20 protein-coding genes are annotated in these 23,201 nt (G+C 72.4%); 3 read left to right on the forward strand and 17 right to left on the reverse strand.

The window, feature by feature from the left end:
* Positions 1-131 precede the first annotated feature (131 nt).
* Positions 132-1,181, forward strand: coding sequence for an SDR family oxidoreductase (locus BUB97_RS13775; RefSeq protein ID WP_086062189.1), 1,050 nt, complete (start codon positions 132-134; stop codon positions 1,179-1,181).
* A gap of 33 nt (positions 1,182-1,214) precedes the next feature.
* Here the strand turns inward: BUB97_RS13775 and BUB97_RS13780 are convergent, their stop codons facing one another.
* Positions 1,215-1,793, reverse strand: coding sequence for a DUF2585 family protein (locus BUB97_RS13780; protein WP_073135670.1), 579 nt, complete (start codon positions 1,791-1,793; stop codon positions 1,215-1,217).
* A gap of 112 nt (positions 1,794-1,905) precedes the next feature.
* On the opposite strand from BUB97_RS13780, the gene BUB97_RS13785 reads away from it, so the two are divergent.
* Positions 1,906-3,219 carry an O-antigen ligase family protein gene (locus tag BUB97_RS13785; RefSeq protein ID WP_073135672.1) on the forward strand — a complete coding sequence of 438 codons (1,314 nt, stop codon included), beginning with the start codon at positions 1,906-1,908 and terminating at the stop codon, positions 3,217-3,219.
* Between the two features lie 33 nt (positions 3,220-3,252).
* Here BUB97_RS13785 and BUB97_RS13790 read toward each other — a convergent pair whose 3' ends face one another.
* Positions 3,253-4,689, reverse strand: coding sequence for an MFS transporter (locus tag BUB97_RS13790; protein ID WP_073135675.1), 1,437 nt, complete (start codon positions 4,687-4,689; stop codon positions 3,253-3,255).
* Between the two features lie 55 nt (positions 4,690-4,744).
* Entirely contained in the window at positions 4,745-5,953 is a 1,209-nt protein-coding gene (locus tag BUB97_RS13795) for a phosphoserine transaminase (protein WP_073135677.1), read from the reverse strand.
* A gap of 469 nt (positions 5,954-6,422) precedes the next feature.
* Between BUB97_RS13795 and BUB97_RS13800 the strand changes: the two genes are divergently transcribed.
* A complete protein-coding gene (locus BUB97_RS13800) occupies positions 6,423-7,454 on the forward strand; it encodes an AI-2E family transporter (RefSeq protein ID WP_073135679.1) in 1,032 nt (343 codons plus the stop codon).
* A gap of 6 nt (positions 7,455-7,460) precedes the next feature.
* Here the strand turns inward: BUB97_RS13800 and thiD are convergent, their stop codons facing one another.
* The 14 genes from thiD to BUB97_RS13870 all read right to left on the reverse strand — a co-directional run bounded on the left by thiD (position 7,461) and on the right by BUB97_RS13870 (position 23,145).
* Entirely contained in the window at positions 7,461-8,270 is an 810-nt protein-coding gene (gene thiD / locus BUB97_RS13805; protein ID WP_073135681.1) for a bifunctional hydroxymethylpyrimidine kinase/phosphomethylpyrimidine kinase, read from the reverse strand.
* Positions 8,267-9,646, reverse strand: a complete 1,380-nt coding sequence (glmM, locus tag BUB97_RS13810; RefSeq protein WP_073135682.1) for a phosphoglucosamine mutase — start codon at positions 9,644-9,646, stop codon at positions 8,267-8,269. Before glmM ends, thiD begins: the two co-directional genes overlap by 4 nt.
* A 487-nt stretch (positions 9,647-10,133) precedes the next feature.
* On the reverse strand, positions 10,134-11,273 hold the full coding sequence (locus BUB97_RS13815; RefSeq protein ID WP_073135683.1) for an SGNH/GDSL hydrolase family protein: 1,140 nt from the start codon (positions 11,271-11,273) through the stop codon (positions 10,134-10,136).
* Between the two features lies 1 nt (position 11,274).
* Positions 11,275-12,336 carry a dihydropteroate synthase gene (gene folP / locus BUB97_RS13820; protein ID WP_073135684.1) on the reverse strand — a complete coding sequence of 354 codons (1,062 nt, stop codon included), beginning with the start codon at positions 12,334-12,336 and terminating at the stop codon, positions 11,275-11,277.
* 128 nt (positions 12,337-12,464) lie between these two features.
* The gene (gene ftsH / locus BUB97_RS13825; RefSeq protein ID WP_073135685.1) at positions 12,465-14,390 is read right to left on the reverse strand and encodes an ATP-dependent zinc metalloprotease FtsH; all 1,926 of its coding nucleotides are present in this window, start codon (positions 14,388-14,390) and stop codon (positions 12,465-12,467) included.
* A gap of 91 nt (positions 14,391-14,481) precedes the next feature.
* Positions 14,482-15,639, reverse strand: a complete 1,158-nt coding sequence (gene tilS / locus BUB97_RS13830) for a tRNA lysidine(34) synthetase TilS (protein ID WP_073135687.1) — start codon at positions 15,637-15,639, stop codon at positions 14,482-14,484.
* A 47-nt stretch (positions 15,640-15,686) separates the two neighbouring features.
* A complete protein-coding gene (locus tag BUB97_RS13835; protein WP_073135689.1) occupies positions 15,687-16,616 on the reverse strand; it encodes a tol-pal system YbgF family protein in 930 nt (309 codons plus the stop codon).
* Between the two features lie 117 nt (positions 16,617-16,733).
* Positions 16,734-17,228: a peptidoglycan-associated lipoprotein Pal gene (gene pal, locus BUB97_RS13840; RefSeq protein ID WP_073135691.1), complete on the reverse strand. Its 495-nt coding sequence runs from the start codon at positions 17,226-17,228 to the stop codon at positions 16,734-16,736.
* A gap of 37 nt (positions 17,229-17,265) precedes the next feature.
* Positions 17,266-18,609, reverse strand: coding sequence for a Tol-Pal system beta propeller repeat protein TolB (tolB, locus tag BUB97_RS13845; protein WP_073135693.1), 1,344 nt, complete (start codon positions 18,607-18,609; stop codon positions 17,266-17,268).
* Between the two features lie 118 nt (positions 18,610-18,727).
* Positions 18,728-19,963: a hypothetical protein gene (locus tag BUB97_RS26225; RefSeq protein ID WP_073135695.1), complete on the reverse strand. Its 1,236-nt coding sequence runs from the start codon at positions 19,961-19,963 to the stop codon at positions 18,728-18,730.
* Between the two features lie 5 nt (positions 19,964-19,968).
* On the reverse strand, positions 19,969-20,505 hold the full coding sequence (tolR, locus tag BUB97_RS13855) for a protein TolR (protein ID WP_073135697.1): 537 nt from the start codon (positions 20,503-20,505) through the stop codon (positions 19,969-19,971).
* A 4-nt stretch (positions 20,506-20,509) separates the two neighbouring features.
* Positions 20,510-21,265 carry a protein TolQ gene (gene tolQ, locus BUB97_RS13860; protein ID WP_073135699.1) on the reverse strand — a complete coding sequence of 252 codons (756 nt, stop codon included), beginning with the start codon at positions 21,263-21,265 and terminating at the stop codon, positions 20,510-20,512.
* 187 nt (positions 21,266-21,452) lie between these two features.
* The gene (locus tag BUB97_RS13865) at positions 21,453-21,884 is read right to left on the reverse strand and encodes a YbgC/FadM family acyl-CoA thioesterase (protein WP_073135701.1); all 432 of its coding nucleotides are present in this window, start codon (positions 21,882-21,884) and stop codon (positions 21,453-21,455) included.
* Between the two features lie 112 nt (positions 21,885-21,996).
* Complete coding sequence (locus tag BUB97_RS13870; protein WP_073135703.1) at positions 21,997-23,145, reverse strand: ABC transporter substrate-binding protein; 1,149 nt, start codon at positions 23,143-23,145, stop codon at positions 21,997-21,999.
* Between the last annotated feature and the right edge of the window lie 56 nt (positions 23,146-23,201).

The following is a 23,201-nucleotide window of genomic DNA, read 5'->3' on the forward strand; positions in this document are numbered from 1 at the left end:
TTGGTGCCGAGGCGCCCCCGGCACAGCGCGCCACCCCCTTCGGCGCCGGCCGGCACCAGGCCGCCGCCCCCCGAACCGCCCCAAGCTTGCCGGGCGCCACGCGGCGCCCCACCGGATACAGGAGACCCCGCATGGACGAGACGCAGCACGGCGCGCCCTCACGCCGCCAGATCATGGGCGGCGTGACCGCCGGCGCCGCCGCCATGGCGGCCGCGGCCCCCGCCTTCGCCCAAGGGGGCGCCCAGGGCAGCAGCCAGGCCGGCAGCAGCGCCACCGCCACCGCGACGCCCGGCCCGCTGGTGCAGCCGCGCGACCCGCGCGGCGTGTATCCCAAGCCCCCCTTCATCCGGCAGCCGCAGGACTGGCCCGGCCTCGCCGGCCAGATGAACCCGCGCCCGGACCATGGGGAAACGAGCTATCGCGGCTCCGGCCGCCTCGCCGGGCGCAAGGCGCTGGTCACGGGCGGCGATTCCGGCATCGGCCGGGCGGCCGCGATCGCCTTCGCGCGGGAAGGCGCGGATGTCGCCATCGGCTACCTGCCGCAGGAGCAGCCGGATGCCGAGGAGGTGCTGGACCTCATCCGCAAGGAGGGCCGCAAGGCCGTCGCCCTGCCCGGTGACATCCGGGACGAGGCCTTCTGCCGCCAGATGGTGGATAATGCGGTGCGCGAGCTCGGCGGCCTCGACATCCTGGTGAACAATGCCGGGCGCCAGCACACCCTGCCCTCGCTCGACGAACTCACCACCGAATTCTTCGACTGGACCTTCAAGACCAATGTCTACGCGCCCTTCTGGATCACCAAGGCAGCGCTGCCGCATCTAAAGCCTGGCGCCTCGATCATCATCACCGCCTCGGTCCAGGCCTATGAGCCCTCGGCCGCGCTGTTCGACTATGCGCAGACCAAGGCCTGCAACGTCGTCTTCGCCAAGTCGCTCGCCAAGCAGCTCGCGCCGAAGGGCATCCGCGTGAACGCCGTCGCGCCAGGGCCGTATTGGACCGCGCTGCAGCCCTCCGGCGGGCAGACGCAGGAGAATCTGGAACAGTTCGGCGGGGACACGCCCATGGGCCGCCCCGGGCAGCCTGTGGAGATCGCGCCCATCTATGTCCTGCTGGCCAGCCAGGAATCCAGCTTCACCACCGGCCAGGTCCTCGGCGCCTCCGGCGGTTCCGGGAATCCCTGACCACCCTGGCCCGGCCCCCGCCCGGGGGCCTGGTCAACCCGGCAGCGCCGCCTGCCAGTCCCGGATGGCCGGCACGGGCCACAGCAGCATGAGCACGTTGAGCGTCAGGTTGTCCCGGATGGCGGCCAGGGCGAGCAGTTCCAGCCCGAGCCCGAACAGCACCGTGCCCCACCAGGGCAGCCGCGCCGCCAGGGCGAAGCCCGCCAGCATGAAGCCGAGATCGGCGAGCGAGTTCACCACGCTGTCGCCGGTGTAGCCCAGCGCCGCCGTCGCCTCCCGGTAGCGGTCGATCACCATCGGCGTGTTCTCGGCGATCTCCCAGGCCGCCTCCAGCAGCGCGGCCAGGGCGGCCCGTGCGCCCAGCGAGGCCCCCGGCGCCGCCCAGCGGAACAAGCCGTAGAAGAGCAGCCCGTGAACCACATGCGAGGGCGCGTACCAGTCCGCGAGGTGCTGGGAGTTCCCCGCGCTGTTCACCGCCCCATGCCACAACTCCACCATGCCGCAGGCGCAGATCGGCAGCCGGCCCATCGCCAGCAGCACCGCCCCCATCGCGAGCGCGATCGCCACCAGAACCAGCGCCCAGCGCCCCCCGTATCGCGTCCTCTCGGTCATGACGCCGGCTTGCCACGGAAATCGCATGCACGCACGGTCTTGGGCCCGCTCCCCGGCAGGGGTAGAAGCCGCCCCCGGAACAGAACTCCAACCGAAACCGCCGAGGACCCGCATGGCGCCCCGCGCCGCCTCTCCCGACATCCGGCCACGCGCCGCCGCGGGCGACCATCGCGCCAGCGAGTTCGACGACCGCCCCGGCCCCGGCGCCCTGCATCGCGGGCCGCCCCGGCGCTGGTACATGGCGGCCACCCTGCCGCTTCAGGTCGCGGCCGCCGTCGCGCCCGGCGCGGCCGTGCTGCAATCCAAGGCCATGGCGCCCATCGCCATCGTCGCCCTGCTGCTCGCCGTGATCGCGCACCGTCGGGAAAGGGGGCACTGGCCTATCCCCGGCGGCCCGGCCCTGCTGCCCCTGCTGGCCCTGGCCGCCTGGGGCGCCCTTTCCGCGCTCTGGGCGCCCGATACGCGCTGGGCCCTGTCCTCTGCCGGCACCCTCGCCGCCCTCGCCCTGCTCGGCACGGCCGGCGCGGTGATCGTGGAGGAGGAAACCCTCACGGCGCGCCGGACCCTCACCTGGTGCATCCTCGGCGGCCTCGCCTTCGGCCTCGCCCTGGCGCTGCTCGACCACGCGACGGGCCAATGGGTCCGCGCCACCGTCCGCGGCCTGCCCGAGACCCGCCCTGGCCTCGAATTCGGCCTCAAGCCCGCCGCCTCGGTCATGGCGCTCTTCCTGCCGCTGCTCCTGCGGCTCCGCCTGCCCGCGCCCTGGCGCTGGCTGCTGCTGGCCGCCGGCACGGGGGCCATCCTGCTCCTGCCCGGCGACACGCCCAAGCTCGCCGCGCTCGCCGGCTTCGCGGCCGCCGCCCTGGCCAGCCTCGGCGGGCGGCCGGTCGCCTGCCTCATCGCGCTCCTCCTGGCCGGCGGCCTGCTCGCCGCCCCCTTCCTGATTCCCCAGACCCTGCGGCCGGAGATCGCGGCCCGCGCGCCGCTTTCCGCCCTGCATCGCATGCTGATCTGGGACTTCGCCCTGGAACGCGCGGCCGAGAGGCCCGTGCTCGGCTGGGGCATGGAGGCCAGCCGCAACCTGCCCGGCGGGCGCGACAACCCCTCCCGTGAATCCATGGCCCGGCTGGGCGTGACGCCGGAGGGCCACCGCGCCTGGCTCCTCACCCCCGGCGTCGAGCGCCTTTCCCTGCACCCGCATAACGGCGCGTTGCAGATCTGGCTCGAACTGGGCTGGATCGGCCTCGCCCTCGCAGCCCTCGCGGTGCTGGGGATGGGCTGGGGCGCGGCGCCGGTGGCCATCGGCGTCCTCGCCTCCGCCGCCGTCACCTTCACCGCCTCCTTCGGCGTCTGGCAGGCCTGGTGGATGGCCAGCCAGGCCCTGGCGGCCGCGCTGGCCGCCGGGCTGGCCGCGCGGCGCGGCTAGCTGGGAGGCCGCCGCTTGCCCTCGCGCCCGGGGCTAGTCCCCGGATTGCGAGAGGGGCCGCGCCACATCCTCCAGCGACTTGCCCTCGGCCGCGAAACCGAGCTTCCACTCCGTCCCCGCCGCCACCAGCATCAGCGCGGCGCCGAGCAGATAGCCCCACATGATGTCCGTGCGCTGCCCGCCCTCGATCAGCGCACCGAACAGGGCCGGCCCCACCACCCCGCCGACCAGCGTGCCGAAGGCGTAGAACAGCGCGATGCCCATGGCCCGCATCTCCAGCGGAAAGCTCTCGCCCACCGTGAGATAGGCGGCGGAGGCGGCGGCGGAGGCGAAGAAGAAGATCACCGTCCAGGCCGCCGTCTGCTCCCAGGCGGAAAGCCAGCCCTGCGCGAAGGCGAAGCCGGTGGCCGCCATCAGCACGCCGGCGATGCCGTAGGTGGCGGTGATCATGATGCGCCGCCCGATCGTGTCGAAGAAATGCCCGAGGATGAGGGGGCCCGCGAGGTTGCCCAGCGCGAAGGGCAGCATGAACCAGCCGATATGCGCCGAAGGGATGCCGTAGAAGCGCGTCAGCACCAGCGCGTAGGTGAAGAACACGGCGTTGTAGCAGAAGGCCTGGCAGGCCATGAGGACGATGCCCAGCACGGAGCGGCGGGGATAGGTGCGGAACATCGTCACCGCCACCTCGCCCAGCGTGGTGTGGGTGCGCGGGTCGATGGTGATGGGGCGGCCCTGCACGGGCGGCAGCGGTCCCTTCTCGCGCTCCACCCAGGCCTCGATGTCGCCCACGATCCGCTCCGCCTCCTCGCGGCGCCCATGGGTCATCAGCCAGCGCGGGCTTTCCGGGATGAAGCGGCGGAGGAAGAGCACGGAGATCGAGAGCGCCCCGCCTACGCCGAAGGCCAAGCGCCAGCCCAGCTCAGGGTCGATCACCGCGGGGTCCAGCAGCAGCAGGGAGGAGGCCGCGCCGATCGCCGCCCCGCCCCAAAAGGTGCCGTTCACCGCCAGGTCCGTCGTGCCCCGCCGGCGCGCCGGGATCAGTTCCTGGATGGCGGAGTTCACCGCCGAATACTCGCCGCCGATCCCCGCCCCGGTGAAGAAGCGGAAGACCGCGAAGGACCAGAAGTCCCAGGAGAAGCCCGTGGCGATGGTGGCGACCAGATAGACCAGCACCGTCAGGGTGAAGAGCTTCTTCCGCCCCAGCCGGTCCGTCAGCCAGCCGAAGAACAGAGCGCCGAATACGGCGCCGAGAAGATAGGCCGAGGCCGTCAGGCCGACCTCGGTCTCGGTCAGCCGCAGCCGCGGGCTGTCCTTGATGGCGCCGGCGAGGGAGCCAACCAGCGTCACCTCCAGCCCGTCCAGCACCCAGGTCACGCCGAGCGCGATGACCACCAGCCAGTGGAATCGTGACCAGGGCAGCCGATCCAGGCGGTTCGGCACATCGGTGCTGAAGCTGGCGGCCAAGGTCATCCTCCCGGTTGGAACCGGGAGCGGAACCCTCCGGAAGCCGGAAGGTTCCAGCAGCTCAGCCCGCCGGGCTCGCCTCCTGATGCGCCAGCTCGAGCGCCAGTTCCGCGAAGGCCCAGTCCAGCCAGGGCAGGAGGGCCTGGATATCGGAGGTCTCCACCGTCGCGCCGCCCCAGATCCGCAGGCCCGGCGGGGCATCGCGGTAGGAGGCGATGTCGAGCGCGACTCCCTCCTCCTCGAGGATGGCCGCCAGCCGCTTCGCCGCGCGGGCCTGGCCTGCGGCATCCATGGCGGTGAACCATGGCACGGTGATCTTCAGGCAGATGGAGGTGCAGGAGCGCGTGGCGGGATCCTCGGCAAGGAAATCCGCCCAGCCGCTGCCCGAGACCCAGTCGGCGACGGCGGCGAGATTGGCCTCGGAACGGGCGATCAGCGCATCCAGCCCGCCGATGGATTCCGCCCAGCGCAGCCCGTCCAGCGCATCCTCCACGCAGAGCATGGAGGGGGTGTTGATCGTGTCGCCCTGGAAGATTCCCTCGATCAGCCTGCCGCCCTTGGTCAGGCGCATAATCTTGGGCAGAGGCCGCCCGGCGTCGAAGGATTCCAGCCGCGCGACCGCGCGCGGCGAGAGCGCGAGCATCCCATGCGCAGCCTCGCCGCCCAGCACCTTCTGCCAGGACCAGGTGACGACATCGAGCTTGTCCCAGGGCAGGCGCATGGCGAAGGCGGCCGAGGTCGCGTCGCAGATGGCGAGCCCCTCCCGCGCATCGCTGATGAAATCCGCATGCGCCAGCCGCACGCCGCTGGTCGTGCCGTTCCAGACGAAGACCACGTCCCGATCCGGTGCCACGGGGTCGAGCGGCGGGAGCTTGCCGTAATCGGCCTCGCGGATCCGCACATCCGCCAGCTTCAGCTGGGTCGCGATGTCCTGCGCCCATTCCTTGGAGAAGCTTTCCCAGACCAGCACATCCACGCCCCGCGCGCCCAGCGCGGACCACAGCACCATCTCCACCGCGCCGGTGTCGGAAGCCGGAACGACGCCCAGCCGCCAATCCGCCGGCATGCTCAGCAGGGCGCGCGAACGCTCGATCACCTCGGCGATGCGCGCCTTCGGCTCCTTCGCGCGATGGCTGCGCCCGAGCATGGCGCCCTCCAGCGCGGCGAGCGACCAGCCCGGCCGCTTGGCGCAGGGGCCGGAGGAGAAATGCGGGTTGGCGGGGCGCGCCTGCGGCCGGGCCGCGTTCAGGTCGGTGGTCGCTGCGGCCATGGGCACACCTCTCGCCGAAAGCCCGCGCCGCGGATCCGGCAGAGGCTCAGCGGCCCTAGCCCCCGCCCGGCGCCGCGGTCAAGCGAAGCGGGATCCATGCCGTTCTGCGGGAATTCCGGCTTATCCTGGCATCCCTTGAGGGCTCCTCCCTCCACCCGCCAAGGGCCTGAGGCCCTTGGAACCCCGTCTGACTGCCGTGGATACCCTGGATCAGCGGGGTCTCTTGTTGAAGGGTGGCATTCCTGCCTTTGCAGTCGCCTGAGGTCGATGACCTCCGGCGCACCGTCAGCCCCGTGATTCCAAACTTCCAGAAAAAGATGATGGGTCGAAGGCACTGCCTTCGACGGGTCCGGGGAGAGGAAGAATTCCTTCTTCCTCTCCCCGGGGCAGACCAACAAATCAGAACAAAAGCCCGGCTGCATCAGGGAGCGCCCGGCAACTCACCCTACGCCGCCTCGTTGCGCCGGGGATGCGACACGACACCGCCACCCTTCTCATCCTCTTGGCGGCCGTCGCGCTGCTCGGCTGGTTTGCGCCCGATGTGGTGCTCATCGTCTTCGCCGGCTGCCTGCTGGCCGTGGCTCTGCGCGCGGCCGGCGTGCCGCTGGCGCGGTATTTCGGCATGGCCCCGCATTGGGGCGTGATGATCGTCGCCTTCGTCGCGCTGCTCGTCATCGGCTTGCTCGCCTGGCTCGGCTTCAACACCATCGCGAACCAGGCGCGGGAATTCGTGCAGGCCGCGCCCCGCGTGTTGCAAAGCGTGGCCAGCCTACTGGAGGGGCTTCCGGGCGGGGACTGGCTAAAGCAGCACGCCTCGCCCGAGGCGATGACGCCCAATGCCCAGGCGGCGGCCAATGTCGCGCTCCAGGGCGCCTGGGGCACGTTGGGCGCGCTCGGCAACATCGTGCTCGTCCTGCTGCTCGGCCTCTATATCGGCGCCGATCCCACCCTGTACCGCAGCGGCGCGCTCGCCCTGCTCTCTCCCGGGATGCGGCCGCGGGCGGAGGCGACGCTCAACGCCATGGCGAATTCCCTGCGCGGCTGGCTGCTGGGGCAGATGTTCGCCATGGTGGTCAGCGGCGTGCTGACCTTCATCGGCCTCTGGGCACTGGGCGTGCCGCTGGCCGGTTTTCTCTCGATCCTCACCGCGATCTTCGGCTTCATGCCCTATATCGGGCCGGTGATTGGCTGCGTCCCCGCGATGCTGATCGCGGCCTCGGCGGACCCCTCGCTCGTGCCCTGGGTGATCGCCCTGTTCCTCGCGGTCCAGAACATCGAGGGCAATTTCCTGACGCCGATGGTGCAGAAGCAGTCCTCGGACGTGCCGCCCGCCGTGCTGCTGGGCGCCCAGGCGCTGTTCGGCACCGGGCTCGGCTTCCTCGGCGTGCTGCTCGCGGCGCCGATCGCGGCCGCGGCGATGGCCGCGATCCGCGTCTCCTATGTGGAGGGCTGGGTGGAGGACCCGGCGGATGCGGACGAGAAGCGCCTCATCCGCCCCTGACTGCCCTCACCCCAGGGCGGCGACCCGTGCCGGATCCACCGTGACGCCGTGGTCCAGCGGCCCGTGGCCCCGGCCGAAGCCCGGGGCGGCGCGGATCGCGGCCGCCACATAGGCCCGCCCCCGCGCCACTGCATCCCGCAGCGCCATCCCCTGCGCGAGGCCCGTCGCGATGGCCGAGGCCAGGGTGCAGCCCGTCCCATGCGTGTGCCGCGTCTCGATCCGGGGGCTTTCGAAGATCTCGATCCCCTCCTCGGTCGCCAGCACGTCCCGCAGCACCGGCCCCTCAAAATGGCCGCCCTTCAGCAGCACGGCCGGGACGCCCAGCGTCATCAGCAGCTCGGCCGCATGGGTCATCGTCTCGAAATCCGGAATCCTCATGCCGGAGAGCACCTCCGCCTCCGGCAGATTCGGTGTCAGGATCGTCGCCAGCGGCATCAGCCGCCGCTTCAGCGTCTCCACCGCCTCCGGCGCCAGCAGCGGCGCGCCGCCCTTGGCGACCATGACGGGATCGGCGACCAGCGGAATGCCGCAGCCGGCCAGTGCATCGCAGACCGTGTCGATGGTCGCGGCATCGGCCAGCATGCCGGTCTTGATGCAATCCGCCCCGATATCCTCGAGCGACATGCGGATCTGCAGCCGCAGGAAGTCGAGCGGCACGGGATGCACCGCGCGCACGCCCTGGGTGTCCTGCGCGGTCAGCGCCGTGACGGCGGTCGCGGCATAGCCACCCAGGGCCGTGACCGCCTTGATATCGGCCTGGATTCCCGCCCCGCCGCCGGAATCGGACCCGGCGACGATCAGCACCCGACCCTTCATTCGGCGGCCGCCCGGGCTGGGACGGCGGAGGCGGTGCGGATCACCTCAGCCAGCCGTGCGGTGAGCGATTGCACCAGCGCCTCCTCCTCCGCCTCCACCATCACGCGGATCAGCGGCTCGGTGCCGCTCGGGCGGATCAGCACGCGCCCGCGCGCGCCCAGCTCCGCCTCGGCCGCGGCGATCGCCTCCACCACGCGCTCATCCTTCAGCGGCGCCCCTCCGGCGAAGCGGACATTCACCAACTTCTGCGGCAGGGGCGCGAAGCGGCGCAGCATCTCGCTCGCCGGCCGCTTCTCCTCCACGAGCACGGAAAGCACCTGCAGGGCAGCCACCAGCCCGTCTCCCGTCGTACCGTGGTCCGAAAGGATCACATGCCCCGATTGCTCGCCGCCGAGGTTGCAGCCCCGCTCCCGCATCGCCTCACCCACGTAGCGGTCCCCCACCTTCGTCCGGTGCAGGGTAAGGCCTTTCGTCTGAAGAAAGCGTTCCAGGCCGAGATTGGACATGACGGTGGCCACCACCCCGCCCCCTCGCAGCTTGCCCTCCGCCGCCCAGGAGGAAGCGATCAGCGCGAGGATCTGGTCGCCATCCACCACCGCCCCGGTCTCGTCCACCAGCACCAGCCGGTCCGCGTCGCCATCCAGGGCAATGCCCAGATCGGCCCGCCGCTCCCGCACCAGCGCCGCGAGCGCGCCCGGCGCGGTGCTGCCGCAACCCTCGTTGATGTTGAAGCCGTCTGGCGCCACGCCGATCGAAACCACTTCGGCGCCAAGCTCCCACAGCACAGTCGGCGCCACCTTGTAGGCCGCGCCATGCGCGCAATCGACGACGATGCGCAGCCCCTCCAGGCTCCGCCCGCGCGAGAAGCTCGCCTTCACCGCCTCGATGTAGCGGCCCGGCGCGTCCTCCAGCCGGGAGGCGCGGCCGAGGCGGCGCGGCATGGCCAGGGCGCCCGCGAGGTCGCCCCCCATCAGCGCCTCGATCTCCCCTTCCTGCGCATCGGACAGCTTCAGCCCGTCCGGCCCGAAAAGCTTGATGCCGTTATCCTCGAAGGGATTGTGGGAGGCGCTGATCATCACCCCGAGATCGGCGCGCAGGCTCCGCGTCAGCAGCGCGATCGCCGGCGTCGGCAGCGGCCCGACCAGCACGACATCCATCCCCGCGCCCACGAAGCCCGCCGTCAGCGCCGGCTCCAGCATGTAGCCGGACAGCCGCGTGTCCTTGCCGATCACCACGCGGTGGCGGTGCTGCCCCCGGTTGAAGAAGCGGCCGGCCGCCTGGCCCAGCCGCAGCGCCGTGGCCGCATCCATCGGCGCGCGGTTCGCCACTCCCCGAATGCCGTCCGTGCCGAAGAGACGCCTCGCGCCGTCACTCATCCTGGCCTCCCCGCTCATCCGGACTGTCTAGCGCAACCATGCCGCCTGCGGCAGAGGTCCGCCAAGCGCTACCGTTGCGGCCCCGAATTCGCCCCTCCAACGCGGCAGCCCCACCGGAAGCCCCGCATGTCCCTCGCCGAGCCCTTGCCGCCTACGCCGCGCGGCTGCTTCAGGCGGGCCTGACGCGGCGCTGGAGGTAGCATTCCAGAGAGGGCTCAGCCCCTCGCCCGCCAAGGGCCTGAGGCCCTTGGAACCCGTCTGACTGCCGTGGATGCCCCGGATCGAAGGGGTCTCTGGTGGGCGGGTGCTTTCCTGCCCTTGCAGTCGCCTGAGGTCATCGACCTCAGGCGCACCGTCAGCCGAGTTCCTCCCAACTTCCAGAAAAAGATGATGGTCGAAGGCACTGCCTTCGACGGGTCCGGGGAGAGGAAGAATTCCTCCTTCCTCTCCCCGGGACAGACCACCAGCCCAGAACAAGAGCGCGGCGCTAAGAGGCCCGTTCCGGACGCCCGCCCGCCAGCGCATCGCGCTCACCCACCAGGCTCTCGTCGGGGATGAGCGCCGTCAGGTCCATCGCCTTTGGCAGGAACCGGCGCATCCGCAGCAATTCCGGCTTCCTTCGGATGACGAAGCCGGCCAGGGCTAGGCTTGGCTGCTCATCGGGCCGGAGCGGCGATGACTTGCGCGAGGCGTTCGTCTCCACCGGCCCGTCCCGGAAGAGGTCGAGCCGCACCACGCCGTCCTGTGGGCCGATCCCGCGCGCGAGAGGCCAGATGCCCAGGGTGGGCTTACCCTCTCGGGTGCCGCCATCCTTGAGGGAGAGGAAGATGCGGGTCTCCTCCGTCCCGCTGACGCCGAGGATGCCCCGGCAGAGGGTGAAGTCGGCGACCACCGAGATCACCTCCCACCCCTCCTCCACCCGCATCCGGAGCGTGCCCTCGCCTTCCATGAGCACGACGGGCGCCTCGATCAGCGCAGTCTGGCGCGTCGTCACCCGCACCGGTCCTTCCGCTGCCCGGGCCAGCTCCAGGAAGGCGAGGCGCGCGCCATTCTCCCATTCCATCGGGCCCGGCTGGGCCGCCGCCCAGGCCTGCGGAAGCGTTCCGGCGAGGCGACGTCCGAGCACGGCGGCCACGGCGGGCTCCAGATGCATGTTGTCGCGAAACAGGCGGAAGGGCGGGGCCTCGCGCCCGGCAAGGCGGTTGAGGAAGTCGTAGCCGTCGAGGAAGGGCAGCGCATGCCGCTTGGCCAGGTCACGATAGAGCGCGCGAATGGCGCCGCCCCGGGGCCGCAGATTCTCCATCGGCAGGATGACCAGCACCGGCAGGCACCCGGCGGCGGAAAGCTCCGAGACGGCCCAGCCGACCGCATCGGCGATGCGCGCCTCATCCGTCATCCGCCCACCCAGCAGCGCCCCGTCGTTGCAGGCGAAGTCGAGCAGGGCGATGTCGAAATCCTGCGGGTCGAAGCTGGGGCGGCGATAGGCGTAGAGGTCGCTCGGGCACATGCCCAGGCAGGCGGTGTGGACGCTGTCGAAGCCGGGATCATCGACCAGCGCCTTCACATACCCGCTGGTCGCCACGCTGTTGGAGGTTCCGACGACGAGGAGGCGCGGGCCCTCCCCCATCTCAGGTCTCCGCCCCCTGCGGCGCGCCGGCAATGCAGGCACGCCAGAGCCGCAGCGCGGCCACCGTCTCCGCCACGTCATGCACCCGCACCATCGCGGCCCCGCGGGACGCCGCGGCCACGGCGACCCCGACGCTGCCCGCCATCCGGTCCCTTGGTGAGGAGACGCCGGAGAGGGTGCCGATGAAGCGCTTGCGCGACGCCCCAACGAGGACCGGGCAGCCCAGGCCGAGCAGGATCGGGAGGCGGTCCAGCAGTTCCAGGTTATGGTCCATGGTCTTGCCGAAGCCGATGCCGGGATCCACCGCGATCCGGTGGCGCGGGATGCCGGCCGCCTCGCAGGCGGCGATGCGGCCGGCCAGGAAGGCCGCCACCTCCACCGCCACGTCGCCGTATTCGGCGTGCTGCTGCATGGTCGCCGGGTCCGTGCCGGGCATGTGCATCAGCACCACGGGGCAGCCGGCCTCGGCCACCACGGCAAGCGCCTCGGGATCGTGGCGGAGGGCGGTCACGTCGTTCACCACCTCCGCCCCGGCCTCGAGGGCGGCGCGCATGGTTGCGGCGTGGCGCGTGTCCACGCTCACCGGCGCGTCCTTCGCGATCTCGCGAATCACGGGCAGGATGCGCGCGGTCTCGGTCTCCGGATCGACGGGCGGCGCGCCGGGGCGGGTGCTCTCCCCGCCCACATCGATCATGTCGGCCCCCGCCTCCAGCATGGCATGGGCCGCCATCAGCGCGGCGCGGGGGTCGAAATGCCGCCCCCCATCCGAGAAGCTGTCGGGCGTGACGTTCAGCACGCCCATCACCAGCGGGCGGCCCAGGCTCGCGGCATCGGGCAGCCCGGCGAAGGGCTGGGGCTGGCGGGTCAGGGCCAGCACGGCCTCCTGCCAGTCCTCCGGCGTCTCCACCGCCGGCATGAGCCCCAGGATCCGCCCGTCCTCGATCAGCCGCACCAGGGTGAAGGCGGCCCCTCCGCCTTCCAGCGGCAGGGCGGCGCCGGCGGCAACGGCAGCGAAAGCGCCGCGCCCATGCAGCAGCCCCATCGGTTCGACCCAGCGCGCCATCAAGCCTCCCCTCGCCCGGTTTTCCAGGGCCCCGGACGGAAACGGGGGCCACTGAGGGCCCCCGTTCCATTCAAGCGTCTCGTCACGCCCCGCGAAAGGGGGCGGGGCTTCATAATCAGGACAGCGGATCAGGCCCCGGAAGGCGCCGGCTGCATCCCGCCCGTATCCGGGCGGGGATTGGGCCGGCCGGAGGTCGGCACGCTGCCGCGGCCCTGGTTCACCGGCTCGTCCGGCCGGTCCCGCACGATCGGGTCGCCCCGCAGCACCTGCCGGATTTCGTCGCCCGAGAGGGTCTCGTACTCCAGCAGCCCCTTGGCCAGGGCGTGCAGGTCCTCGATCCGCTCCGTCAGGGTCTTCTTCGCCCGCTGGTAGGCCGCATCGATGATCGAGCGGATCTCGCCGTCGATCGCCTGGGCGGTCGCCTCGGAGAGGTTCTTGGACTGCGTCACCGAATGCCCCAGGAACACCTCCTGGTCGTTCGAGCCATAGGCCACCATGCCGATCTTCTCGGACATGCCCCATTCCGTGACCATCCGCCGCGCCAGGTCGGTCGCCATCTTGATGTCGCCCGAGGCGCCGTTGGACACCTTGTCCGGGCCGAAGATGATCTCCTCGGCGACGCGGCCGCCCATGGCCATCGCCAGCTCGGCCTTCATCTTGGACTTGTGCTTGGAGTAGCGGTCGCCCTCCGGCAGGGACATCACCAGGCCCAGCGCGCGGCCGCGCGGGATGATGGTCGCCTTGTGGACGGGGTCGCACTCCTCCTCGCTCATGGCCATCAGGGCATGGCCGGCCTCGTGATAGGCTGTCATGCGCTTCTCGGCCTCGCTCATCACGAGGGAGCGGCGCTCGGCGCCCATCAGCACCTTGTCCTTCGCCTGCTCGAACTCATGCATGCCCACGGTGCGGCGCCCGGTGCGGGCGGCCAGCAGCGCGGCCTCGTTGACGAGGTTGGCGAGGTCGGCGCCCGAGAAGCCCGGGGTGCCGCGCGCGATGACCTTCGGCTCCACGTCGGAGGCCAGCGGGACCTTCCGCATATGAACGCGCAGGATCTTCTCCCGCCCGTTCACGTCGGGGTTGGGCACCACGACCTGCCGGTCGAAGCGGCCGGGGCGCAGCAGGGCGGGGTCGAGCACGTCCGGCCGGTTCGTGGCCGCGATGAGGATCACGCCCTCATTCGATTCGAAGCCGTCCATCTCCACGAGCATCTGATTCAGCGTCTGCTCGCGCTCGTCATTGCCGCCGCCGAGGCCTGCGCCACGGTGGCGGCCCACCGCGTCGATCTCGTCGATGAAGATGATGCAGGGGGCGTTCTTCTTGCCCTGCTCGAACATGTCGCGCACGCGGCTGGCGCCGACGCCGACGAACATCTCCACGAAGTCGGAGCCGGAGATGGTGAAGAAGGGCACGTTCGCCTCGCCCGCGACGGAGCGCGCGAGAAGCGTCTTGCCGGTGCCCGGGGGGCCGACGAGCAGCACGCCCTTGGGGATCTTGCCGCCGAGGCGCTGGTACTTCTGCGGGTCGCGCAGGAACTCGACGATCTCCTCGAGCTCGCCCTTGGCCTCCTCGATGCCGGCCACGTCCTCGAAGGTCACGCGGCCCTGCTTCTCCGTCAGCAGCTTCGCCTTGGACTTGCCAAAGCCCATGGCGCGACCGCCGCCGCCCTGCATCTGGCGCATGAAGAAGACCCAGACGCCGATCAGCAGCAGCATCGGGAACCAGGAGATGAGGATCTGGAAGAGCGGGTTGACATCGCTCTCCTCCGGGCGGGCCACCACGCGCACGCCCTTTTCCGTCAGCCGCTGGATGAGCTGCGGGTCCTCGGGGGTGTAGGTGCTGAAGGTCCGGCCATCCTGCAGGGAGCCGGAGACGATCCGCCCCTGGATGGTCGCGTCCCGCACATGCCCCTGCTGGACCTCGTTCAGGAAGTCCGAATAGGCGACCTGCATGCCCCGGCTCGACTGGCCACCCGAGGGCTGGAACAGGTTGAACAGCGCCACGAGCAGCAGGGCGACGATCACCCAGAGCGCGAGGTTGCGGCCGAAATTGTTCACTTGACGGTCCCGATCCTTGGCCGGCCCTACCGGCTCAGAGAACAAGATAGGGAGCCGGTGGCTAACAGGGAACCACCGGACACCATGGCTTTCACGCGATTGGCCCGGAAACGGGCCGGAATTCCAGCACTGCCCCGCCATCCCGCACCGGGAGCGAGAGAAGACGGCCCGAACCGTCCCGCAGGGCGGGAAGGCCGGCGGCGACGAAGGCGGGGAGAGTGCCCCGCCCGCCCCCCCGTTCCCCCTCCTGCCCCCCCCAGGCGCCGACCCAGGCGCCATCCGGCGCCGAGATCACACGCCAGCGCCCGTCCCAGAGGGTTCCTGGCCGCGCGGGAAGCGGGCCGGCGCAGCGCGCGGGCTCCCGCCCGATGAGGCCGCCGCGCCAGAGGACGCCCCCGAGGCTGCCCGCGCCCCGGGCCAGCAGCGCCGCCACGGCGGCGCGGCCGGGCGGGTGAACGGCGCCACCCAGCGTCCGCAGCAGGGCGGAAAGCGCCGCCTCCGCCACCCCGTCCTGCCCCAGGGCCCTGCGGTCCAGCCGCGCCCAGCCCTCCGGCTCGAAGCGCGCCGCCTCGGCCAGGCGCGCGGCGACGGCGCCGCGCAGGCGCTTCCGCCGCAGGGCGAAGGCTTCGGCCGCCTCCGCCAGTGCGGCCTGGCCCGGCCCGTCCGGGTCCCCAAGCGCCCGGCGCAGGCGCGCCCGGGCAAAGCGCGGATCGTCGTTCGAGGGATCGCGCAACGGCTCCAGCCCGCGGGCGGCCAGGAAGGCCTCGATGGCGCCTGGCAGCGCGCGCAGCAGCGGGCGCAGGATGAGCACCCCGCCCGCCGGGCGCGCCGGCGCCATGCCGGCCAGCCCCGCCTCGCCCGAGCCCCTCAGGGCCCGGAAGGCCAGGGTCTCGGCCTGGTCTGCCCTGTGGTGACCGAGGAGAAGCCAGGGCGTCCCCTCCGCCTCGGCTGCCTGGGCCAGGGCGGAAAGCCGCGCCTCCCGCGCCCGCTCATGCAATGCCGGCCCGGCCAGCAGGCCGAGCGACAGAAGCCGCGCCGGGATTCCGAGGGCGCCAAGCCGGGCGATGACGCCCTGTGCCTCGGCGTCGCTGCCCGCCCGCAGCCCGTGATCGGCCACCAGGGCGAGTACGCGCCCACCCCGGGCGGCGGTCCATTCCGCGGCAAGGAGGGACAGGGCGAGGCTATGTGGCCCGCCCGAAACACCGATGGCCAGCGACGGGGCCGGGCCGAAGGGCCCCAGCCCGGCCATGGCGGCCGCGAATTCCGCCGCCAGCCCCGCCCCGTGGGGCAGCGGCGTCAGCGGCAGCCCGCGCGCTGCCGCGCCTGGTTTGCCCGGTCGGAGAGATTGCCGGCGAGGCGCGGGAACTTCGCGCGCAGGTCATCCAGCGTCTGGCAGGCTTCCCGCTTCGCGTTGAAGCCGTTGAAGGCGTTGGCCAGCCCGATCATCGCCTCCGGCGCGCGGCTGGAGCCCTGCGACTTCCGGAAGGCGTCGTCATAGGCCAGCGCGGCGCTCTGGAAGTCGCGCTTCCCCATGAGGGAATCGCCCAGGAGGATGCCGGCATCCTGCCCGCGCGGGGTGTTGCGCGCCGCCAGGACCTCGCGCGCCGCGGCCTCGGCCGCCGCATAGTCACGGCGCCCCAGGGCGGCCTGGCCCTCGCGCAGCGCCACTTCCGGCGTGCGCGGCGGCGGCGCCGAGGGCTGGCCCGGCGGGGCGGCCGGAGTGTTGGGCTGGTTACCCGGGGGGGTCAGCGCGCCCTGCTGCTGCCCGCCCGCGGGTCGCCCCGTCGGAGGTGTCGTCCCGGCCGGGGCGGCGCCCCGGCTCTCCAGCGCATTGAAGCGGTATTCCATGTCGCCCTGCAGCTTCTCCACCTGCTGCTGCAGCGTGCGGTTCGCGTATTCCGCCTGCTCGGCCCGGCCGCGCTGGCGGCGCACCTCCTCCTCCAGCAGGCCCACGCGCTCCAGCAACTGGGCGACGATCTCGCCGCCCGCGGCCGGCGCGCCGCCACGGCCCGGCGGCGCCATCTGCGGAGCGACCGCCGCGCCGCCGCTCCGGCGCACCATCTCCAGCTCCTGGCGGAGCTGGAGGATCTGGTTCTGGAGATAGATGCCCTCGCGGCTCTCAGCCTGCGCGAGCGCGGCGCCCGACGGCGCCAGCGCGGCCATGGCGGCCCCCGCCAGCAGCAGGGCTCCCAGGCGCAGCGTGGTTCGAGACCCGGTTCGCAGCATTCTCACCCCCAGTTGGACGGCGCGCCCATGCCGCGCCGATCATGCCGTGCCGCCCGGAGGGCGGCAAAACCCGGCATGGCCGAGGCCATGCCGGGCCGTTTCATCCGCCGAAGCCGATCAGCGGACCGTGGTCACCGCACGGCGGTTCTGCGCCCAGGACGCCTCGTCCGAGCCGAGGGCCGCCGGGCGGTCCTTGCCGTAGGAGATGGTCTGGATGCGCTGGCCGGAGACGCCGCTGGCGACCAGCAGGTCGCGCGCGGAGTTGGCGCGGCGCTGGCCGAGGGCCAGGTTGTACTCGCGGGTGCCGCGCTCGTCGGCATGGCCCTCCATGTACACCGTCACCTGCGGGTAGCGGGCGAGCCAGGCGGCCTGCCGCTCCAGCGTCGCACGGCCATCGCCGCGGACCTGGCTGCTGTCGGTGTCGAAGAAGACGCGGTCGCCGACATTGGCCACCAGGTCCTCCTGGCTGCCGGGACGCGCCGCGCCCATGCCGGCGCCGGCCAGGCCGCCCGAGCCGCCCGCGCCGGTCGCCGCCGCGTTGGTGGCTTCATCCGACGAGCAGGCCGCCAGCAGGGCGAGGGCGCCGAGCGCGCCGAGGATCTTCACGTTCACTTTGATACTCCTTCGTTCAGGTTTCAGGGATGGCGTTTCAGGCGAGAAGCGGCGACCAGGACGGATCGGTTGCATCCGTCGGGGTCACGATCTGCCTTTCGTTGAATCCGGCAATGTCGATCTGGGCGAGGCGGGCGGAGTAGCCTTGCCCGCGCGAGCCGCTCGCCCGGGTCTCCCGATAGAAGGCCAGCACACGGCCGTTCGGCGCGAAGGTCGGCGCCTCCATGCCCCAGCCCTCGGTCAGGATCCGCTCGCCCGAGCCGTCCGGCCGCATCACGCCGATGCCGAACTGCCCGCCCGAGATGCGGGTGAAGGCGATCAGGTCCCCGCGCGGCGACCAGACCGGGGTGGCGTAGCGCCCGCGCCCGAAGGAGATGCGCCGCGCCCCGCCGCCGCCCGCGCCCATGACATAGAGCTGCTGGTCGCCGCCGCGGTCGGAGTTGAAGACGATCTGCGAGCCATCCGGGCTGTAGCAGGGCGAGACGTCCAGCCCGCCGCCCGAGGTGAGCTGGCGCTGGCTGCGCGAGCCGACATCGACCGCGAAGATATTCGCATCCCCGCCCTGGGCGAAGGAGAGTACCACCGTGCGCCCGTCCGGCGAGAAGCGCGGCGAAAGGGTCATGCCCGGGAACTGGCCCAGCACCTCCGAACGGCCGCTGTTCAGGTCGAACAGGTACACGCGCGGCTGGTTCTGGAAGTAGGACATGAACACGATCTGCTGCGCGTTCGGATGGAAGCGCGGCGACAGCACCTGGAAGGAACCATCCGTCAGGAAGCGGTTGTTCTCGCCATCCTGGTCCATGATGGCCAGGCGGCGGGTGCGGCGGTCCCGCGGGCCGCTCTCGGCCACATAGACGATGCGCGTGTCGAAATAGCCCTTCTCGCCCAGCAGCCGCTCATAGATCACGTCGGAGATTAGGTGCGCGATTCGGCGCCACTGGGCGGCGGGGGCGGTGAAGGCGGTGCCCTGGATCTGCTGCTCCGGCAGCACGTCCCACAGGCGGAACTCCACCCGCAGGCGCCCGCCCTGGTCTTCCACGCGGCCGGTCACCAGCGCATTGGCGCCGATCACGCGCCAGTCCTGGAAGCGCGGCGTCGCGGCCGCGGCCTCGGCGCTCTGGATGAAGGCGGCGTTGTCCACGGGGCGGAACAGGCCGGAATTGCGGAGATTGGCCTGGATCACGCGCGAGATGTCGGCCCCGCGCCCGCCGCCGGCCAGTGCCGGCACCGCGATCGGGATCGGGTCGGTGCGCGCGCGGGTGATGTCGATCACGGCACCTTGGGTGGTGCCCTGGGTGGTACCCTGGGCACGCGCGGTCGCCGGCACGGTGAGCAGCGCGGCGCCACCCAGGATCAGGCCACGCCGGTCGGTCGTCATCATGGATGCAGAACCTCGGTGTTGCGGGACGGGGAAAGAGCCGAAGCGGGGCGCGCGCGCAACCCGCCCCGGCCGCAAATGGGGCCGATCCCGCGTAAGTTGATCGCCATGGCGCCCGCCATCAACGCGCCAATCCACGCGGATTGAAACGGAACGTCGCGTTGTTGATCGCGGCCAGCTTGTCACGAGGGAAGGGCAGCGGGGAGCATTTCGGGTCCATCAGCGCGCGCCGGGCCGCCTCGAACACCGCCCGCGCGCGCGGCTCGGAGGGGATGCTGCCGGCCGGGCGCACCACGCGCACCACGCCATTGGCATCCGCCTCCACCCGCAGCTCGACCACGATGCTCTCCAGCCCCGGCGCCCCGGCATCCACCGACCAGCACTCGCTGATCTTGTCCGCGACGCCACGGATCTCGCCCGAGGTCAGCGCCGCCGTGCCGGTCGGCGCCCCGCCGCCGCGGGAGGGGCTGCCGGCGGCCGGGTTCACCCGGGAGGTCGGCGCCTGGTTCTGCGCCTGGGCGGCGCGCAGCCTCTCTAGCGTGTTCTGCACCGAATTGCTGCGCTCGGCCGGGTTCTGCACCGGCGGGGTCTGCCCCGTGCCGGGGCGGCTGTTGCTCTCCCGCGCCGGCGGCACGGGGGGCTGGTTCGGCACCGGATTCGGCCGCGCGGGCGCGGGCGGGGCCGGCGGAGAGGCGGCGGCCTGCTGCTGTGGCGGCGTGGGGGTCGGGCGCGGCGGCGTGGGGGGCGCGGGCGGCGTCGGGGCCGGGCGCGCGGCGGGCGGCGCGGGGGTGGCGGGCGCCGGCGGCGCGATCCCTTCCGGCGCCGGGGGCGCGGGCGGCGGCGGCAGGGGCAGCGGCGGCGCAGGGGGCGCGGGCGGCTGCGGAGCCTGGGCCTGCTGCTGCGGCGGGGTGGGCGCGGGGCGCGGCGGCGCCGGGGCGGGCGGCGCCGGGGTCGGCATGGGCGGCGTGGGCAGCGGCGGGGTTGCCACCGGCGGCGTGGGGGTGGGCGGCGCCGGCATCGGGGCCGCGGCCGGGTTCGGCGGCGGCGGGGGCGGCAGCGGGGTCGGCGGCTCGTTGCGCGGCGGCTCAGGCGGGGCCGGGTTCGGGCTGGGCACGGGCGGTGCATCCGGCGCCGGGGGCGCGGGCAGCGGCAGCGGCTCCGGCGCCTGGGCGAGCTGCGGCGCCTCGGGCGTGACGATCTCCACCGGAACCGCCGTCTCCATCGGCTCCGGGATGTCGCGCCCCGGCATATCGATGAGCATCATCAGCCCCACCAGCGCGTGCAGCGCCAGGGAGGCGATGAGCCAGGGACGGAGCCGGTCCTCCGTCGTCCCGTTGGTGCCTGCGAGCGCCGCCATCTCGTCTACCGCTGGGGCGTGGCCGGGCGGGCGGGCTGGGGCGCGGGGCGGGCAGCACCCCCAGCCGCAGCGCCGGCGGGCTGGGCGCCACGGGCGGGCTGGCCGGCCGGCTGCTCGGCGAGCAGCGCGACGCGCGAGAAGCCGGCGGAGGAGACGATGCCCATCACCTCCATGATCCGGCCATAGGCGATGCTGCGGTCTCCGCGCACGAAGATGCGGCGCTCCGGCTGGCCCTGCGGCTGGTTCTGCATGATGGCCTGGAGCTGCGGCACGAGGTTCTCCGCCTGCACCTCGGTCTCCTGGAGGAAGATGCGGCCCTCCGGGTTCACCGTGATGGTCAGCGGCTCCTGCTCCTGGTTCAGCGCGGCGGCCTGGGTCTTGGGCAGGTCCACGGGCACGCCCACCGTCATCAGCGGCGCCGCCACCATGAAGATGATGAGCAGCACGAGCATCACGTCCACCAGCGGGGTGACGTTGATCTCGGCCATTGGCCGGCGGCGGCGCCCGGCACCCCGGCCGCCCGGCTGAAGGGAAGCGGCCACGGGCTCAGACCTGGGCCGGCTGGCGCGGCTGCGGCACCGGCGCCTCGTCCGCCTGGCGGGAGAGGATCGCGCCGAACTCGGCCGCGAAGCCCTCCAGCCGCCCGGTGAAGCGCGCGAGGTCGGTGTTGATCTTGTTGTAGGCGAGCACGGCCGGAATGGCAGCCACGAGGCCGATGGCGGTGGCGAAGAGCGCCTCAGCGATGCCCGGCGCCACCACGGCGAGGTTGGTGTTGTTCATTCCCGCGATGGCCGAGAAGGAGTTCATGATGCCCCAGACCGTGCCGAACAGGCCGATGAAGGGGCCGACCGAGCCGACCGAGGCCAGGAAGGTCATCCACTTCTCCAGCCCGTCCAGCTCACGCCCTATGGCCACGTTCATGGCCCGCTCCGCGCGGTCCTTCATGCCGGTCAGCGCCAGCGCCCCGGTCATGCCGAGATCGGCGGCGCGCTGCCATTCCCGCATGCCCGCGCCGAAGACGGCGGCCATGGGGTGGGTGGGGCGCTCGCCCTCGGAGCGGTAGAGGTCCTCCAGGCTGCCGCCGGACCAGAACTTGTCCTCGAAGGCATCCGCCGCGCGGTTCACGCGGCGCATGGTGTTCCACTTCTCGAAGACGATCGCCCAGACCCAGATGCTGGCGAGCAGCAGCCCGATCATGACGAGCTTCACCACCCAGTCCGCCTGGAGGAAGAGCCCCCAGAGCGAAAGGTCGTGCCCGGCCGCGGCCAGGTTCTGCGTCGTCACACCACCCGTACCACCCATGGGCGGTCTCCTCCTCTATTGCTCCCCGGCATCCAAGCCCGGGCGCCCCCATGCCAAGCGCCCCGGCGGGCGCACCCCCGCACCCATGCCCGGGTGCCGTGCCCTTACGGGCGAATCCCGTGGCCGAGGCTGGCCCGCCGCGCGGTCGGCAATGGGGCAGCCCTGCCACCCTGCCGCCACGAAGCGTTCAGCCCCCGGCCTCCATCCCCGCAGCCGGAGCGGGCCGCAGCGCGGAGCGCCAGGGCTCCGGCAGCGGCACCGGCCGCAGGCTCTGCTGCGAGACGCAGACCAGCCCGACCTTCAGCCGCGCCAGCATGCCCCCGTCCTCGGCCACCACGTCCTGCCCCACATCCAGCGAGGCTGCCCCCGCTTTCAGCACCCGTGTTTCGATGAACACGAGGTCATCCAGCCGGGCGGGCCGCAGATACGCCACTTCGATGCGGCGCACCACAAGCAACGAACCGTGACGTTCCATCAAAAGATGATGGGGCAAGCCTATGTCGCGCAAGGATTCCGTCCGAGCCCTCTCGGCCCAGCGCAGATAGTTGGCGTGATAGGCCACCCCGCCCGCATCGGTGTCCTCGAAATAGACGCGGATGGGATAGCGGTGGACCGGCATGGAGCGGGCCTAGCGCCGATCCCCCCGCCCCGCCAGGGGGCGAGTCCGGGCCGATGCGGGGAGCTGCCGAACGTCTTCGGCATGGCAACGAGCCGACCGGGCCGCCTTCGCGTCAGCCGAGGCTCGTCCAGTAGGCGCCCTCATAGGGCACGGCGGCGAAGCGGGCATTGATCTCCGCCAGCGTAGCGGCGGGATCCAGCTCGCCGAACAATTCGGGCCGGATCCACCGCGCCAGCGCCTCGAGCTGGACGATGTTGATGGCGGCCCCGTTGAAGGCGTTCCAGAGACCATGCGCCCGCCGGGCGCCCACCGCCGGGAGGGTGGCGAATTCGGCGGCGCGCAGCACCGCCTCCAGGCTCGCCCGCGCCGCATCGGCCGGGGCGCCAGGGCCGACCTGGATGCCCGTCCCCTCGCCGGGCAGGTAGATGCCGGTTCCGACGAAGACCTCCGCCCCCGAGAGCAGCACCTGCTCGGCCGCCAGGGTTCCGCCGCGGGGGTTGTTGATCAGCCCCTCCGCGACGTTGCGCGCGCCCAGCATGGCCAGGAACTCCCCGCCCCCGCCCCCCGTGCCCGGCGACCAGCAGCAGGGCCAGCGCCCGGCGAAGGCGGAGAACAGCACGCGCGGGCCGGGCCGGCCGCTTTCCGCCACCCGGCGGAGGATGCGGTCACGCCGCTCCTCGTAGAAGCGCGCATAGGCCTCCGCCCGCTCCTCCTGCCCCAGCGCGGCACCGAGCAGCCGGACGGTCGGCACGGTGTTGCGGCCGGGCTGCTGGAAGATGTCGATGTAGATGACGGGCACGCCGCTGCCCTCCAGCAGCGCGACGACGCGGCGCATCTCCTCCGAATTCGCCTGCCAGGCGCTGAGGATGACGAGGTCCGGCCGCAGGGCGAGGGCACGCTCGGCCGAGAAGCCCTGCCCGACCGCCGCCGTCAGCTCCGGCACGCGGCTGAGGGCGGGGAAGGCGCGGCGGTAGTCGGCGTCGAGGATGGGCGCCACCCGCTTCAGCTCGCCGCCCATGCCGATCAGGATGGAGGCGGGGTCGGGGTGCACCAGGGCGAGGTTCAGGAGCTGGAACCCCTCCCCGAGCAGCACCGCCCGGGGCTGGGCCGGGATGGTCACCTGCCGGCCCAGCAGGTCGGTCACCTGCCGGGACCAGCCCCGGGGCTGCGCGGCCGATCGGCCCGCGCCCAGCCCGGCCGCCAACCCGGCGAAGGAAGCCAGGGCGCTGCGCCGGTGCAGGAGCAAGGAAGCGCGCCGCATCTTCACCATCCCGAAAACCTGCGAGGCGTTCGCAATAGACCCCGCCCTGCCGCCGG

It is taken from the genome of Muricoccus roseus (genome assembly GCF_900141905.1).
GTDB lineage: Bacteria > Pseudomonadota > Alphaproteobacteria > Acetobacterales > Acetobacteraceae > Roseomonas > Roseomonas rosea.